The following is a 15057-nucleotide window of genomic DNA, read 5'->3' on the forward strand; positions in this document are numbered from 1 at the left end:
CCCCCAAGCCTCCCGCCTCACCGCCCCCCCATTGTGGGAGCGGGCTTGCCCGCGATGGCGGCGGGCCAGGCACTGCACGGCTGGCAGACACACCGCCATCGCAGGCAAGCCAGCTCCCACATTTGTTTTGTGGTGCCTCCAAGCCTCCCGCCTCACCGCCCCCCCCTCTGTGGGAGCGGGCTTGCCCGCGATGACGGCGGTCCAGGCACTGCACGGCTGGCAGACACACCGCCATCGCAGGCAAGCCAGCTCCCACATTTGTTTTGTGGTGCCTCCAAGCCTCCCGCCTCACCGCCCCCCCCATTGTGGGAGCGGGCTTGCCCGCGATGACGGCGGACCAGGCACTGCACGGCTGGCAAATACACCCCCATCGCAGGCAAGCCAGCTCCTACATTTGTTTTGTGGTGCCCCCAGGTTTGTTGTCTGGCCGAGATGCCGCGTGGGGGGCTTTATTTGGTCATCTTCGGCGACTTCAGCTGGCAATTACCCGGTTCTTGCCCTGGCGCTTGGCTTCATACATCGCCGCATCGGCGCGGGCGAAGAGGCTGTCCAGGGTTGCATCTTCGGCGGTGAGGCTGGCCAGGCCCTGGCTGACGGTCACGCTGTAGGGCTGGCCTTCATGGCTGAAACTCAGTTGCCGCACTTCCTGCCCCAAGCGTTCGGCGACTTGCATGGCCCTTTCCGGCGCGCATCCCGGCAGCACTGCAGCAAACTCTTCGCCACCAATGCGCCCGAACAGGTCGCCACGGCGCAACACCCCGCGACCGCTCTCGGCGATACGCAGCAACACCTGATCGCCCTCCAGGTGGCCGTAGGTGTCGTTGATGTTCTTGAAGTTATCGATGTCCAGCAACAGGAAGGCCAGGGGCAGGCCTTGGGCGCAGGCGCGTTCGAATTCGTGGTGAGCGCATTCAAAGAAGTGCCGGCGGTTGCTGCTGCGGGTCAGCACGTCGGTGGTGGCCAGGCGCTGCAGTTCGAGTTCCAGGTGCTTCTTTTCGGTGATGTCTTCGGCGATGCCCACCACAATCAGCGGTTTTCCCGGGGCAGCCTGCTGGTTGGTAAAGCACTTGTCGCTGAGCCAGCGGATCTGCCCGTCCGCCGTGATGATGCGGTACTGGCGATCCTCGACCGCTCCCAACGCCAGTACCTGGGCCAGGCTTTGCTCGGCATATTGCTGGTCTTCGGGGTGGATGCTGTCACGCCAGCCACGGTGTTCGGCCAACAGCAGGCTGGCCGAGCGCCCGAAGATGCGCTCATAGGCAGGGCTCACGTACAGCACGCGCCGGGTTTCCCACTCGATGGCCCAGAGCACGGCGTTGACACTCACCAGCAGCGAGCTCAACAGCTGTTCGCGCTCGCTCAGGCGCTCCACTTCGCCCTGGGCGTGCATCAATGCCAGCAAGGTGGCGGCAGCCGCTGGACGCGACGTATCCGTCGAGTCGGGTGTGGTGGGCGTTGGGGAGTCCGTTTCGTGGACCATCGGCACAATTCTCTCTGGACATGCCGCAGCATCGAACAGCAGTCAAAACAAGCCCGCCAGGATGGCGAAGTGTTGTTTGAGAGAGGGGAATTGCAGCTAAGTTCCGTTATCAGTCGCGATTGAGAGGGAATATTCGGCGACTGTGAAATGACGCCAAAAAACTGTGGGCGCCAACTGGAAACATACCCGGGCCTTGCAGGAGCTGGCTTGCCAGCGATGGCGGCCTTGAATCTGCTGCACAGTTCAAAGGCCTCATCGCCGGCAAGCCGGCTCCTGCAGAGGTCAGGCGGTGGGACGCAGGGAGTAGGTTTTCAACTGGTGGGCAAAGTCGCGCAGGGACTGGATCCCGCTGGCCTCGGCCTCGTGCACCCATTCCTTGATTGCCGCGAGCATGTCATGCCCGTTGCTGCTGGTCTTGAGCCAGATCTGCTGTAGCGCCAGGCGCTTTTCGTAGATCACTTTCAAGGCCTGGCTGTGCTCCAGCATGCTCTGGATGCGCAGGTGGTGGCGCTCATCCAGCAGGCTGGTCTCGCGCGACAGCAGGCGCTTGGCGCGGTGGAACTGGTGGCGTACCGAGTGATCGACCTTTTCCAGTTCCTGCTTGACCAACGGCGCGATCACCAACTTGCGGTACTGGGCCATGATCTGGAAGCGGTTGTTGAGGATCGCCATGGCGGTGTCCATGTCCAGGTGGCCCTTGCCTTCGACCCGGTGGGCAATCGGCGCGACCCGCTGAACCTTGGCCAGGCGCAGGAAGCTGAACACCTTGATCCATGCCCAGCCCAGGTCGAATTCCCACTTTTTCACCGACAGCTTGGCGGAGTTGGGGTAGGTGTGATGGTTGTTATGCAGCTCTTCGCCACCGACGATGATGCCCCACGGCACCAGGTTGGTCGCCGCGTCGCGGCATTCGAAGTTGCGATAGCCGATGGCATGCCCCAGGCCGTTGATCACACCGGCGGCCCAGAAGGGGATCCACATCATCTGGATCGCCCAGATGGTGATGCCGATGGTGCCGAACAGCAGCACGTCGATGATGCCCATCAGGGCCACGCCCAGCAGCGGATAACGGGTGTAGAGTTTGCGCTCGATCCAGTCGTCCGGGCAGTTCTTGCCGTAGATGCGCAGGGTCTCGGGGTTTTCCGCCTCGGCGCGGTACAGCTCGGCCCCTTTGCGCAGGACCGTGGACAGGCCCTTGATCACCGGGCTATGGGGATCGTCGACGGTTTCGCATTTGGCGTGGTGTTTGCGGTGGATGGCGGTCCACTCGCGGGTGTTCTGCGCCGTGGTCAACCACAGCCAGAAGCGGAAGAAGTGTTTCAGGCCAGCATTGAGCTCCAGGGAGCGGTGGGCTGAATAGCGGTGTAGATAGACCGTGACACCGATGATGGTCACGTGGGTCATCAACAGAGTGACTGCCACCAGTTGCCAGGCTGACAAGTCAAGAAAACCGTTGTACCACATAGGCTGTATGGCCCTCAGATAAAGAAAAGAACAGCTCACGCATTATCACTAAGCGTACAGATAAAACCAGTCGCCCTTTTGAATAGGAGTGACGAGATGTTACTTATTCTATAATCCGCAGCCTTTGTAGGGCGATTCTGTTTTTTAGTAAGGATTACTAGTCATATGCTGCTTTCATACCGAGGTGCCCTACGTGCGGGGCTGGTGTACTTGCTGATTTCCGTCTTGTGGATACAGCTCAGTCAGCAGGTATTTATCAATTTCATCGATGAACCCAGGGAAATAGTCCACTGGCAGATGCTGCGCGGCTACCTGTGGGTGGTTCTCAGTGCCCTGTTTATCTTCTTGTTGTGCGCCCGCAGCGCCCGTACCCACCGTATCCAGCAACCGTTGAAAGAAAACCGCGAGCGCCTGCGCCAGGCAGCGGCAGTGTTCGATTGCACCCGCGAAGGGGTGCTGGTCACCGACGCCCGCGGGCGGATTGTGCACGTCAACCGCGCCTTCATCGAAATCACCGGTTACCAGGTAGATGACGTGATGGGTCGACAGCCGAGCCTGTTCAAGTCCGGTCGTCATTCGCCAGCTTTTTATGAGCAGATGTTTCGCACACTCAACCAAGACGGGGAATGGAGCGGCGAGATCTGGAACCGCCGTAAAAGCGGGGAAATTTACCCACAGTGGCAAACCATCCGCGTCATCCATGATGACCAGGGCCAGATCAGCCATTACGTTGCAGTGTTCTCCGACATCAGCGCGATCAAGCATTCCGAGCGCGAACTGGCCCATCTGGCTCACCACGACCCGTTGACCGACCTGCCCAATCGCCTGCTGTTCACCGACCGCGCCGAGCAGGCGCTGGCCTCGGCGCAGATCCACAAGCGTGGCTGCGCGCTGCTGATGCTGGATCTGGACCATTTCAAAATCATCAACGACAGCCTTGGCCACAATGTAGGCGACCAGTTACTCAAGGCCGTGGGCGAGCGCCTGCAAGGCCTGTTCGGCCCCGGCGTGACCCTCGCACGCCTGGGCGGCGATGAATTCGCGGTGCTGGCGGAAAGTTGTCCACAGGTGGTCCAGGCTGCGGCCCTGGCCCAGCGGATTATCGACAGCATGAAGCTGCCGTTCGTGTTCGACGGTCACCAATTATTTGTCAGCGTGAGTATTGGCATCAGCCTGTTCCCCAGCGACGCCTTGAGTGCCGAACAACTGTTGCGCAACGCTGACTCCGCTTTGTTCAAGGCCAAGAGTTCCGGGCGTGAAGGCTTTGCCTTGTACACCGAGGAACTGACCGCCCACGCGCAGAACCGGATCGAGGTCGGCAACGAACTGCGCCGAGCCCTGGATCAGCATGAACTTCGCGTCTATTACCAGCCCGTTCACGATCTGCAAACCAGCGCCCTGATTGGCGTCGAGGCCTTGGTGCGCTGGCAGCACCCGCAGCGTGGGCTGGTGCCGCCTGCGGAATTTATCCCGATCGCCGAACGCACCGGCTTGATCGCCGAGATCGATGCCTGGGTCATGGACCAAGCCTGTCGCCAGATGTGCCGATGGCTGGAGGAAGGCAAAACGCTGTCGTTCCTCGCGGTAAATGTTTCCAGCCGACTGTTTGGCCGCCACGAACTGTACGAGCAGGTCGCCAAGGTGCTGCACGACACCGGCCTGGACCCGGCGAAGCTGGAACTGGAAGTCACCGAAAGCGCGGTGATGGATGACCCGGAAGTGGCCCTGGAACAGCTGCACCGCCTGCGCGAGCTGGGCCTGAGCCTGGCCATCGATGATTTTGGTACCGGCTATTCGTCACTGCTGCGCCTCAAGCGCCTGCCGGTGCAGAAGTTGAAAATCGACCAGGGCTTCGTCGCCGGCCTGCCGTGGGATGAAGACGACGCGGCGATTGTGCGGGTGGTCATCGCCTTGGCGCAGAGCATGGGCATGCAAGTGCATGCCGAAGGCATCGAACAGATGGAACAGGCGCGGTTCCTGCTCAATCACCAGTGCGACCTCGGCCAGGGCTACTGGTTTGGGCGGCCGATGCTGGCGGCGGACATTGATTGGGCCCGGGCCCCGGCTATCCGCTGACCTCTCTGCGGGGCCGCAATACAGTAAATGTGGGAGCGGGCTTGCCCGCGATAGCGGTGTATCAGTGCCAGATTTATTGGCTGACACTCCGCCATCGCGGGCAAGCCCGCTCCCACATTTATATGTGCGCACGCCGTAACGTCATGCCCTGCCTGAAAATTCTTTCTGGTTATATAAACATTCTTAAATAGTATTTTTAAGAATATCCGCGCTTATCTACTATCGCTCTCACGCCGCAAGCAGTGCCGCCACTGCCAGGCACTTCTCATTTCAGGAGCACGACCATGAGCGCATCTCTACGCAGCGTTGACGGCCAGGACGAAGCAGCCATTTTGCGCGAGATCCAAAGCGCATTGCGTGACCTGCGTTTCGGCGCAGTGGAAATCACCGTACACAACGCCCAAGTGGTGCAGATCGAACGCAAAGAGAAATTCCGCTTGCAGAGCCCGGGCAACAAACCGAGCTGAGGCAACACGGCGCTTCGATTGCGGGACCCGTACTTATAAGAAAAGCCAACACCCAAGAATTTCAGGAGCTTGTCTATGTCGTCGATTCGCCGTTATGCCCTGGCCGCCCTGGCCAGCGCCGTGTTTGCCGGTTCCGCAGTGGCCAAGGATTACGAGCTGCTCAACGTTTCCTACGATCCTACCCGTGAGCTGTACCAGGACTACAACGCCGAATTCACCAGCTTCTGGAAAAAGGCACACCCTGGCGACAACGTGAAGATCCAGCAGTCCCACGGTGGTTCGGGCAAGCAAGGCCGGGCGGTGATCGACGGCCTGCGCGCCGACGTGGTAACCCTGGCCCTGGCCGGCGACATCGACGAAATTGCCAAGCTGGGCAAGACCCTGCCGGAGAACTGGCAGACCCGCCTGCCTGAGGCCAGCACGCCCTACACCTCGACCATCGTGTTCCTGGTGCGCAAGGGCAACCCCAAAGGCATCAAGGATTGGGGCGACCTGATCAAGAATGACGTGTCGGTGATCACGCCGAACCCGAAAACCTCCGGCGGTGCCCGCTGGAACTTCCTCGCCGCCTGGGCCTATGGCCTCAAGGCCGGTGGCAGCGAAGCCAAGGCTCAGGAATACGTGAAGGAGCTGTTCAAGCACGTGCCGATCCTCGACACCGGTGCGCGCGGCTCGACCATTACCTTCGTCAACAACGGTCAGGGTGACGTGTTGCTGGCCTGGGAAAACGAAGCGTTCCTGGCCCTCAAGGAAGATGGCGGTGCCGACAAGTTCGACATCATCGTGCCGTCCCTGTCGATCCTCGCCGAGCCACCCGTGGCCGTGGTCGACAAGAACGCCGAGAAAAAGGGCAACACCGAAATCGCCACGGCGTACCTCAACCACCTGTACAGCCCGGCTGGCCAGGAGATCGCGGCAAAGAACTTCTACCGCCCGCGTGACAAGGATGTGGCCGCCAAATACGCCCAGCAGTTCCCGAAACTGGACCTGGTGACTATCGACAAAGACTTCGGCGGCTGGAAAACTGCCCAACCGAAATTCTTCAATGACGGTGGCGTGTTCGACCAGATCTACACGGCGCAGTAAGCCACACTGCTGCCAGGCGTGAGCTTTCTGTGGGAGCCGGGCTTGCCCGCGATAGCATCACCGCGGTGTAACTGATACACCGAGGTGCCTGCATCGCGGGCAAGCCAGGCTCCCACAAAGGTTTGTTCTTGCAGTGGTATCTACCTGTTAACCAAGGACTTTTATGTCGCGTCGTATCTCCCCCGTCATACCCGGCTTCGGGCTGACGCTGGGTTACACCTTGGTGTACCTCAGCCTGATTGTGCTCATACCGCTGGCGGCCATGTTCGTCCACGCCGCCCAACTCACCTGGGATCAGTTCTGGGCCATCATCTCGGCGCCGCGCGTGTGGGCGGCGTTGAAGCTGAGCTTCAGTACGGCCCTGTACGCCGCGCTGATCAACGGCGTGATCGGTACGCTGCTGGCCTGGGTGCTGGTGCGCTACACCTTCCCCGGGCGCAAGATCATCGACGCGATGATCGACCTGCCGTTCGCCCTGCCCACCGCCGTGGCCGGTATTGCGCTGACCGCGCTGTACGCGCCGTCCGGCCTGGTTGGCCAGTTCGCCACCGACATGGGCTTCAAGATCGCCTACACCCCCCTGGGCATCACCCTGGCCCTGACCTTCGTCACCTTGCCCTTCGTGGTGCGTACCGTGCAGCCGGTCTTGGCCGATATCCCCCGGGAAATCGAAGAAGCCGCCGCCTGCCTCGGCGCCAAGCCCTTGCAAGTGTTCCGCTACATCCTCGTGCCGGCGCTGCTGCCGGCCTGGCTGACCGGGTTTGCCCTGGCGTTTGCCCGAGGCGTGGGTGAGTACGGCTCGGTGATTTTCATCGCCGGCAACATGCCGATGAAAACCGAGATCCTGCCGTTGCTGATCATGGTCAAGCTCGACCAATACGACTACACCGGCGCTACCTCCATCGGCGTGCTGATGCTGGTGGTTTCCTTTGTCCTGCTGCTGCTGATCAACTTGTTGCAGCGGCGCATCGAACACCCATAAGGAGGCGCGGAACATGTCCCAATCGTCTATTTCCGCCGCGTCTTCGGCCAATGCTGCCCGCCGTGGCAGTGCGGTGTCGCGACGTATCCTGATCGGCCTTGGCTGGCTGATCTTCGCCCTGTTCTTGCTGTTGCCACTGTTTATCGTGGTGTCCCAGGGCCTCAAGCTCGGCCTCGGCGCATTCTTTGCCGCGATCTTCGAGCCGGATGCGCTGTCGGCCTTGAAGCTGACGGTGATTGCGGTGCTGATCTCGGTACCGCTCAACCTGGTATTCGGCGTCAGTGCGGCCTGGTGCGTGAGCAAGTACTCGTTCCGTGGCAAGAGCATGCTGGTGACCCTGATCGACCTGCCGTTCTCGGTCTCGCCGGTGATCGCCGGCCTGGTCTACGTGCTGATGTTCGGCGCCCAGGGCTTCTTCGGGCCGTGGTTGCAGGATCACGATATCCAGATCGTCTTTGCCTTGCCGGGCATCGTACTGGCGACCATCTTCGTCACCGTGCCATTCGTGGCCCGCGAGTTGATCCCGCTGATGCAGGAGCAGGGCACCCAGGAAGAAGAAGCCGCGCGCCTGCTGGGCGCCAATGGCTGGCAGATGTTCTGGCATGTCACCGTGCCGAACATCAAGTGGGGCCTGATCTACGGCGTGGTGCTGTGTACTGCGCGGGCAATGGGTGAGTTTGGCGCGGTGTCGGTGGTGTCCGGCCACATTCGCGGCGTGACCAACACCTTGCCGCTGCACGTCGAGATTCTCTACAACGAATACAACCACGTCGCTGCGTTTGCGGTGGCGAGTCTGTTGCTGATCCTGGCGCTCTTCATCCTGCTGCTCAAGCAGTGGAGCGAGAACCGAATTAACCGCCTGCGCGCCGGTGCGGCTGAGGAATAAGTCATGTCGATCGAAGTCCGTAACGTCAGCAAGAACTTCAACGCCTTCAAGGCCCTGGACAGCATCAACCTGGATATCCAGAGTGGCGAGCTGGTGGCGTTGCTGGGCCCCTCCGGCTGCGGCAAGACCACCTTGCTGCGCATCATTGCCGGCCTGGAAACCCCGGACGCCGGCAGCATCGTGTTTCACGGCGAAGACGTGTCCGGCCATGATGTGCGTGATCGCAACGTCGGGTTTGTGTTCCAGCACTACGCGCTGTTCCGCCACATGACCGTATTCGACAACGTCGCATTCGGCCTGCGCATGAAACCCAAGAGCCAGCGCCCGAACGAAACCCAGATCGCGGCCAAGGTTCACGAGTTGCTGAACATGGTGCAACTGGACTGGTTGTCGGATCGCTACCCGGAACAACTCTCCGGCGGCCAACGCCAGCGTATCGCCCTGGCCCGTGCCCTGGCGGTGGAGCCCAAGGTGCTGCTGCTCGACGAACCCTTCGGCGCCCTGGATGCCAAGGTGCGCAAGGAGCTGCGTCGTTGGTTGGCGCGGCTGCACGAGGACATCAACCTGACCTCGGTGTTCGTGACCCACGACCAGGAAGAAGCCATGGAAGTCGCCGACCGGATCGTGGTGATGAACAAGGGCGTGATCGAGCAGATCGGCTCACCGGGCGACGTCTACGAAAACCCGGCCAGCGATTTCGTCTATCACTTCCTGGGCGACTCCAACCGCCTGCACCTGGGCGAAGACCAGCACGTACTGTTCCGCCCGCACGAGGTGTCGTTGTCACGCCATGAACTGGAAGACCACCACGCCGCGCAAGTGCGCGACATCCGCCCGCTGGGCGCCACCACGCGGATCACGCTGAAGGTCGAAGGCCAGAGCGAACTGATCGAAGCCGAAGTGGTGAAGGACCACGACAGCCTCACCGGGCTGGCGCGGGGCGCGACGTTGTTCTTCAAGCCCAAGGTCTGGCAAAAGGCTTAAAAAGATTGCAAAAAACCTGTGGGAGCGGGCTTGCTCGCGAAAGCGGTGGTTCAGTCACTGAATGTACCGACTGAACCGGCGCTTTCGCGAGCAAGCCCGCTCCCACATTGGGATTACCGGTGCCTCTCAGGCCGTGGCGTTCTTGTGACGCACGGCCACCGGCCCCGACCGCTCCTCGATCTGCCGCTTGAGCTCATGGCGCAACCCCACCAGAAACGCCAGTTCCGCCACCACAAACAACGGCCCCACGATCAGCCCGGACACGTCGTCGACGAACGCAGGCTTGCGCCCTTCGTAGTAATGGCCGACAAACTGGATCACCCAGCCCACCACAAACAGGCCGATACCGCTGCTGAGCCACACCAGCGTGCTTTGCGCTGCCAGCACATGCCCAGCCCAAACCGACAAGCCCATCAGCACGCTCATCAACACCCCAAGCGCCAGTTCCAGGCGCAGGTAGAACCCCGCAGAAAACAACGCCAGCAACACCGCCGGCGACAGCCATAGGCCGGCCACTGTCCATTCGGGGCGTGATAGCAGCACGGCGACGGCGACGACGATCATGGGGATGCCGATAAAGTGGCTGGCGATGTTGCGCGGGTCGCGGTGGTAGGCGGCGTATTGGCTCAGATGGTCGACGAGGCTTTTCATTGTTATTCCTCCTGTAGGATGCTTGATCATGCCCTGTAGGACTGCGACAAACTGTCAACTGGGCGACAATCTTTGGAGTTCTCATGGACGCAGAGTCTTGGCATGGACGGCTGTCCAGCGGCCACTGGTACCGTCATCTGCCTGCTCCCTTGCAGCATAGTCTGCTGGCCCACGCCCGCGTGCGGCAGCTGACGGCGGGGCAGGTGCTGTTCAAGCGTGGCGACCCACCGTGCGGCCTGTACGCGGTGCTGGAGGGCAGCCTGCGCATCAGCGCGGTGAACGAGCAAGGCAAGGAGGCGTTGTTGAGCCTGGCGCAGGCGCCTTTCTGGTTCGGTGAAATCGCTGTGTTCGACGGCCTGCCGCGCACCCACGACGCGTGCGCGGTCGGGCCTTGCACCCTGTTGCAGGTACCGCAGGCGGCGATGCTGCAACTGCTTGCGCAAAGCCCGGCCTATTGGCGGGACATGGCCTTGCTGATGAGCCAGAAGTTGCGGCTGAGCTTTATCAATATCGAGCAGTTGAGCCTTGCGCCCGCGTCAGTGCGGGTAGCCCATCGGTTGTGGATGATCGCCGAGGGTTATGGCGAGATCGATGGCTCGCGGCGTGTGGTGCAATTGGCGCAGGAGGACTTGGCGGCGATGCTGGGGGTATCGCGCCAGACGACCAATACGCTGCTCAAGGCGTTGCAAGAGCAGGGGGTTGTGCGGTTGGGGTATGGGGAGATTGAGATTCTCGACGTCCTGAGGTTGCGGGAGATGGCGCAGGGTTAAGTGGTGCCAGGGGAGGCCTCTTCGCGAGCAAGCCCGCTCCCACACTTGACCGAGTACATTCTTTGGAATGCGGTCGAATGTGGGAGCGGGCTTGCTCGCGAAAGGGCCCTACCAGACACTACAAAACCTCAGTCCGGCTGAAACGGCGAAGCACTGAGCACCACCCCCGTTTCCTCCACATACTGCTGCCAGTGCCCAATCAAGGTCGCCAGCTTTTCCGGCTGGCTCACGGCCAGGTCATGGATCTCCCCAGGATCACGCCCCAGGTCATACAACTGCCAGGTCGCCGGCCCTACGGGCCCCGGGATATACACCGCCTTCCATTGCCCCTGGCGAATCGCCCGGCGTCCGAACAGCTCCCAGCCGGTGACGGTATGTTCGTCGTGCACCTGCGCGGTTTCCCCAGACAAAAAGCCCAGCCACGACTTGCCCCGCAGCGGTGCAATCGGCTTGCCGCGCCACTGTTTGCCGGGGTGACGCACGCCGGCCAGGTCGAGAATGGTCGGGGTGATGTCCATCACCGTGCCGAAGCCATGGCTGATCTGCCCCTTAAGTGCCAACTGCGGGTAATGCACCAGCGCCGGCACACGAATCCCGCCTTCGGTGGTGAAGGCCTTGAACAGGCGTGAAGGTGCCGTCGCCACCTGGGCCCACGATGGCCCATACCAGACATAGGAATTGGCGCGGCCGATATTGCCCAGGCTGTTGTCGTAGTGCTGGTTGAGGTAGGTCAAAAGCTCGGGGCCGAACTTGGGGAAGGCTTCCAGCAGCGCGCCCTCGGCACCGTTGTCGGACATGAAAAGGATAAAGGTATTGTCCAGTTGCCCCTGCTGGCGCAAGTACTCCACCACCCGGCCAATGTTCCAGTCCATGCGCTCGACCATCGCCGCATAAACCTCCATGGCCCGCGCCGAGACCTGGCGTTGTTCATCGCTCAAAGCCGCCCATTGGGTGTTCAGCTCGATCAGCGGATGGGGCTCGACGTCGGCATCGATCAGCCCCAGGGCCTTGAGTTTTGCCAGGCGCTCCAGGCGCAGTACCTCGGGGCCAGCGTCGTAGCGGCCACGGTATTTATCGACGATCTCCACCGGCGCCTGCAGCGGCCAGTGCGGCGCGGAAAACGGCAGGTAGGCAAAAAAGGGCCGGGCCTGGTCGCGCTCCTTGAGGTACTGCAGCAGCTTGTCGCCAAAGGCATCCGAGGAGTAGAAGCCCTCGGGCAATTGCTCGACGAAGGTGTCGTCCTCGATGTACAGCGCCGGGGTGGATTTGAGCAGCCCGGGCGTGCTGGCGTCGTAGGGCGGCTCGAAACCATAGTGGTTGGCCGCCCCCGGCAACAGCGAGAACGAACGCTCGAAACCACGGGCGTGGGGCGCCAGTTCCGCCGTCAGCCCCAGGTGCCATTTGCCGCTCATCAAGGTCTGGTAACCGGCCTCGCGCAGCAGTTCGGGCAGGGCCACCACCTTGTCGTTGAGGTAGCCTTCGTAGCCCGGCTTGCCGATCAGCTCCGGGGTCAGCGCCTCGGCCATGGTGCCGATCCCGGCGATATGGTGGTCGGTACCGGTGAGCAGCATCGAACGGGTCGGCGAGCAGGTGGGCGCGGTGTGAAAGTCGGTCAGGCGCAGGCCGTTCAGCGCCAGGGCATCCAGGTGCGGCGTGGCGATTTCCCCGCCAAATGCGCCGAGGTCGGAGAAGCCCATGTCATCGGCCAGGATCACTAGAAAGTTGGGACGTTGCGGCATCAAGACACTCCTCAATCAGCAGGCAATAAAGGCCAGGGGCAGGTCACGGATCTGCTCCGGCAGCGGCGGTTGGTAGTGGTCGTCGCTGATCAGTTCGTGCAGCAGTTCTTCGCGCAATTGGTGGAAGTCAAAGCTGCTGCGCTGGCGCGGATGGGGCAGGGCGATATCCACCACCTGCTTGATCCGCCCAGGCCGGGGCTCCATCACCACCACACGGTCGGCGAGGAAAATCGCCTCTTCCACATCGTGGGTCACCAGCACTGTGGTGATCTTCGCGCGGGCACGGATCGCCAGCAGCTCATCCTGCATCTGTTGGCGGGTCAGGGCGTCGAGGGCGCCGAAGGGCTCGTCCAGCAGCAGAATGCGCGGGCTGGCCACCAGGCCACGGGCGATCGCCACCCGTTGTGCCATGCCGCCAGACAATTGGTGCGGGTAGGCGCGGGTGAAATCGGTGAGGCCGACCAGCTCGATAAAATCGCTGATGCGCTGTTGGCGCTGGGCCTCGCTCAACGGCTCGTTGACCAGGCCCAGGCCGATGTTTTGCGCGACCGTCAGCCATGGGAACAGACGGTGTTCCTGGAACACGATGCCGCGCTCGCCGCCGATGCCTTCCACGGCCTTGCCATCGACGCGGATCTCGCCGCGAAACTGCGTGTCCAGGCCGATCAGCAGGCGCAGCAACGTGGATTTGCCGCAGCCACTGGACCCGACAATCGCGACGAACTCGCCTTCGGCGATATCCAGGTTGAATTCGCGGATGGCCTCCAGCTCGAAGCCATCGACGTCAAAGGTCTTGCCCACATGGTTGAAGCTGACAATAGGTGCAGTCATGCGTGTCTCCAGCGCGTGGCGCGGGTTTCGATGCGTTGGCCGATAAGGTTGAGTGCCGCGCCGGTGAGACCGACCAGCAGCATGCCGCTCATGATCAGGTCCATGCGCAGCAGCTGTTGGGCGCCGATCATCAGGCTGCCGATGCCGCCATTGGACGGCATGAAATATTCGGCGCCGATGGTGCCCAGCCAGGCGTAGATCAGGCTCAGGCGCAGCCCGGCGAAAATCCCCGCCGCCGCCCCTGGCAACACCAGGCGACGCAGGCGCAAGGCCAGGCTCAGGCGCAGCACCTGGGCGGCTTCATTGAGCTGCGGCGAGAGGTTCAGCACGCTGCGTTGAGTGGCGATGAACAGCGGGAAAAACGCGGCCAGGGCGATAAACACCGACTTGGCCAACTCCCCCAGGCCGAACCAGGCGGTGAGCAGCGGCACCCAGGCAAAGATCGCGATCTGGCGCAGGGCCGCCAGGGTCGGGCCGAGCACTCGCTCACTGCGGCGCGACAGGCCCAACAACAGACCAAGGGCAAAACCCAGCCCGCCGCCGAGGAGCAAACCGCTCAAGGTGCGTCCCAGGCTTTTGCCCAGGGCGCTGAGCAGGCTGCCATCGAATACGCCGCTGGCGGTGGTGTACAGCACGGTCCAAGGGCTGACCAGGATATTGGGATCGACCCAGTCCAGGGCCGTCGCTGACTGCCACAGCGCCAACAGGCTCAGGGGCAGCAACCAGGGTTGCAGGCGTTGCCAGCCTTGGTAGCGCGGGCCACGGCGGATCTGCGCGGTAGCCGGATGGGGCCAATGCACCCACTTGCGATCCAGCCAGCCAATGCCGCGATCCATCGCCACGCCCAGCACCCCGATCACCACGATGCACACAAACACGATATCGAGCATGAACAACTGCCGCGCCCAGACCATCAGGTAGCCGATGCCTTCGCTGGAGGCCAGCAGCTCCACGGCCAGCAGCGAGGTCCAGCCGGCGGCCAGGGCCAGGCGTACCCCGGCCATGAACGCGGGCAGTGCGGCGGGCAGGATCAGCCGACGGATCAACAGGTGGCTGGGCAAGCGCAGCACGCGTGCGGCCTCGCGCAAACCGGGCTGGGCATCGCGCACGCCGACCAGGGTGTGCAGGGTCACGGGCACCACAATCGCCTTGACCAGCACCACCAGCTTGAGGGTTTCGCCAATCCCGAAAAACACCATGAACAGCGGGATCCACGCCAGGGTCGGGACTTGCGACAGGGCGCTGAACGTCGGGAACACCAGGCGTTCGGCACGGGCACTAAAGCCCAGCAGCGCGCCCAGTAACGCCCCGGCCCCGATGCCGGCCAACAGCCCCCAGAACAGCCGTTGCAGGCTGATCGCCAAGTGGCTCCACAACTCGCCGCCGGCCAATTCCACGGCACTGCTCCAGACCAGCGCGGGCGCCGGCAGGATTTGTTCACTCATCCAATGCTGACGGCTGGCCAGCCACCACAGCGCAAACAGCGTGAGTGGCAGCAACCATGGCAGCAGGCGTTCACTCAGGTTCGGCCAATGGGTCTGCTCGCCCTTTGGCGTAGCGGCCAGGGGCAGGCTCAACAGTGAGATTCGGGCCATGGAAGACCTCCGTGGTCGGCAGGTTTGTTATGTGATTTTGATCTTA

General features: G+C 62.1%; 13 protein-coding genes. 7 read left to right on the plus strand and 6 right to left on the minus strand.

Translation table 11 applies throughout. The features are described 5' to 3' along the window. Positions 1 to 472: 472 nt before the first annotated feature. Both HKK57_RS10230 and desA read right to left on the minus strand, forming a co-directional pair. Positions 473 to 1480, minus strand: coding sequence for a sensor domain-containing diguanylate cyclase (locus tag HKK57_RS10230; RefSeq protein ID WP_029298883.1), 1008 nt, complete (start codon positions 1478 to 1480; stop codon positions 473 to 475). Between the two features lie 282 nt (positions 1481 to 1762). Further along, positions 1763 to 2944 carry a delta-9 fatty acid desaturase DesA gene (gene desA / locus HKK57_RS10235; protein ID WP_169390117.1) on the minus strand — a complete coding sequence of 394 codons (1182 nt, stop codon included), beginning with the start codon at positions 2942 to 2944 and terminating at the stop codon, positions 1763 to 1765. A 165-nt stretch (positions 2945 to 3109) separates the two neighbouring features. On the opposite strand from desA, the gene dibA reads away from it, so the two are divergent. The 6 genes from dibA (at position 3110) to HKK57_RS10265 (ending at position 9425) form a co-directional block, all read left to right on the plus strand. Next, positions 3110 to 5020 carry a phosphodiesterase DibA gene (gene dibA / locus HKK57_RS10240; protein WP_169390118.1) on the plus strand — a complete coding sequence of 637 codons (1911 nt, stop codon included), beginning with the start codon at positions 3110 to 3112 and terminating at the stop codon, positions 5018 to 5020. A 284-nt stretch (positions 5021 to 5304) separates the two neighbouring features. Then, positions 5305 to 5487: a sulfur starvation response protein OscA gene (gene oscA / locus HKK57_RS10245; protein WP_029299482.1), complete on the plus strand. Its 183-nt coding sequence runs from the start codon at positions 5305 to 5307 to the stop codon at positions 5485 to 5487. Between the two features lie 75 nt (positions 5488 to 5562). After that, entirely contained in the window at positions 5563 to 6573 is a 1011-nt protein-coding gene (locus HKK57_RS10250; protein WP_029299484.1) for a sulfate ABC transporter substrate-binding protein, read from the plus strand. A 163-nt stretch (positions 6574 to 6736) separates the two neighbouring features. Further along, positions 6737 to 7555 carry a sulfate ABC transporter permease subunit CysT gene (gene cysT, locus HKK57_RS10255; protein WP_029299485.1) on the plus strand — a complete coding sequence of 273 codons (819 nt, stop codon included), beginning with the start codon at positions 6737 to 6739 and terminating at the stop codon, positions 7553 to 7555. Positions 7556 to 7568: 13 nt separating this feature from the next. Further along, on the plus strand, positions 7569 to 8441 hold the full coding sequence (gene cysW / locus HKK57_RS10260; RefSeq protein WP_029299486.1) for a sulfate ABC transporter permease subunit CysW: 873 nt from the start codon (positions 7569 to 7571) through the stop codon (positions 8439 to 8441). A 3-nt stretch (positions 8442 to 8444) separates the two neighbouring features. Then, positions 8445 to 9425 (plus strand): sulfate/molybdate ABC transporter ATP-binding protein, encoded by a 981-nt coding sequence (locus HKK57_RS10265; RefSeq protein ID WP_029299488.1) that lies wholly within the window; start codon positions 8445 to 8447, stop codon positions 9423 to 9425. A gap of 126 nt (positions 9426 to 9551) precedes the next feature. On the opposite strand, the gene HKK57_RS10270 is transcribed toward HKK57_RS10265, so the two are convergent. After that, complete coding sequence (locus HKK57_RS10270; protein WP_029299490.1) at positions 9552 to 10076, minus strand: Mpo1 family 2-hydroxy fatty acid dioxygenase; 525 nt, start codon at positions 10074 to 10076, stop codon at positions 9552 to 9554. Between the two features lie 83 nt (positions 10077 to 10159). On the opposite strand from HKK57_RS10270, the gene HKK57_RS10275 reads away from it, so the two are divergent. Further along, the gene (locus HKK57_RS10275) at positions 10160 to 10846 is read left to right on the plus strand and encodes a Crp/Fnr family transcriptional regulator (RefSeq protein WP_154907963.1); all 687 of its coding nucleotides are present in this window, start codon (positions 10160 to 10162) and stop codon (positions 10844 to 10846) included. Between the two features lie 128 nt (positions 10847 to 10974). Here the strand turns inward: HKK57_RS10275 and HKK57_RS10280 are convergent, their stop codons facing one another. From HKK57_RS10280 to HKK57_RS10290, 3 genes are read right to left on the minus strand one after another with little or no spacing between them, the layout of a single operon-like run. Further along, entirely contained in the window at positions 10975 to 12585 is a 1611-nt protein-coding gene (locus HKK57_RS10280) for an arylsulfatase (RefSeq protein WP_029299494.1), read from the minus strand. 15 nt (positions 12586 to 12600) lie between these two features. Beyond that, on the minus strand, positions 12601 to 13416 hold the full coding sequence (locus HKK57_RS10285) for an ABC transporter ATP-binding protein (protein WP_029299497.1): 816 nt from the start codon (positions 13414 to 13416) through the stop codon (positions 12601 to 12603). Further along, positions 13413 to 15011, minus strand: a complete 1599-nt coding sequence (locus tag HKK57_RS10290; protein WP_029299500.1) for an ABC transporter permease — start codon at positions 15009 to 15011, stop codon at positions 13413 to 13415. Before HKK57_RS10290 ends, HKK57_RS10285 begins: the two co-directional genes overlap by 4 nt. Between the last annotated feature and the right edge of the window lie 46 nt (positions 15012 to 15057).

It is taken from the genome of Pseudomonas sp. ADAK21, assembly GCF_012935735.1.
GTDB classification, from domain to species: Bacteria; Pseudomonadota; Gammaproteobacteria; order Pseudomonadales; family Pseudomonadaceae; genus Aquipseudomonas; species Aquipseudomonas proteolytica.

Coding starts and splice junctions, on each gene's coding strand:
- HKK57_RS10230 (WP_029298883.1), bottom strand. CDS start 1,480: ATGGTCCACGAAACGGACTCCCCAACGCCCACCACACCCGACTCGACG.
- desA (WP_169390117.1), bottom strand. CDS start 2,944: ATGTGGTACAACGGTTTTCTTGACTTGTCAGCCTGGCAACTGGTGGCA.
- dibA (WP_169390118.1), top strand. CDS start 3,110: ATGCTGCTTTCATACCGAGGTGCCCTACGTGCGGGGCTGGTGTACTTG.
- oscA (WP_029299482.1), top strand. CDS start 5,305: ATGAGCGCATCTCTACGCAGCGTTGACGGCCAGGACGAAGCAGCCATT.
- HKK57_RS10250 (WP_029299484.1), top strand. CDS start 5,563: ATGTCGTCGATTCGCCGTTATGCCCTGGCCGCCCTGGCCAGCGCCGTG.
- cysT (WP_029299485.1), top strand. CDS start 6,737: ATGTCGCGTCGTATCTCCCCCGTCATACCCGGCTTCGGGCTGACGCTG.
- cysW (WP_029299486.1), top strand. CDS start 7,569: ATGTCCCAATCGTCTATTTCCGCCGCGTCTTCGGCCAATGCTGCCCGC.
- HKK57_RS10265 (WP_029299488.1), top strand. CDS start 8,445: ATGTCGATCGAAGTCCGTAACGTCAGCAAGAACTTCAACGCCTTCAAG.
- HKK57_RS10270 (WP_029299490.1), bottom strand. CDS start 10,076: ATGAAAAGCCTCGTCGACCATCTGAGCCAATACGCCGCCTACCACCGC.
- HKK57_RS10275 (WP_154907963.1), top strand. CDS start 10,160: ATGGACGCAGAGTCTTGGCATGGACGGCTGTCCAGCGGCCACTGGTAC.
- HKK57_RS10280 (WP_029299494.1), bottom strand. CDS start 12,585: ATGCCGCAACGTCCCAACTTTCTAGTGATCCTGGCCGATGACATGGGC.
- HKK57_RS10285 (WP_029299497.1), bottom strand. CDS start 13,416: ATGACTGCACCTATTGTCAGCTTCAACCATGTGGGCAAGACCTTTGAC.
- HKK57_RS10290 (WP_029299500.1), bottom strand. CDS start 15,011: ATGGCCCGAATCTCACTGTTGAGCCTGCCCCTGGCCGCTACGCCAAAG.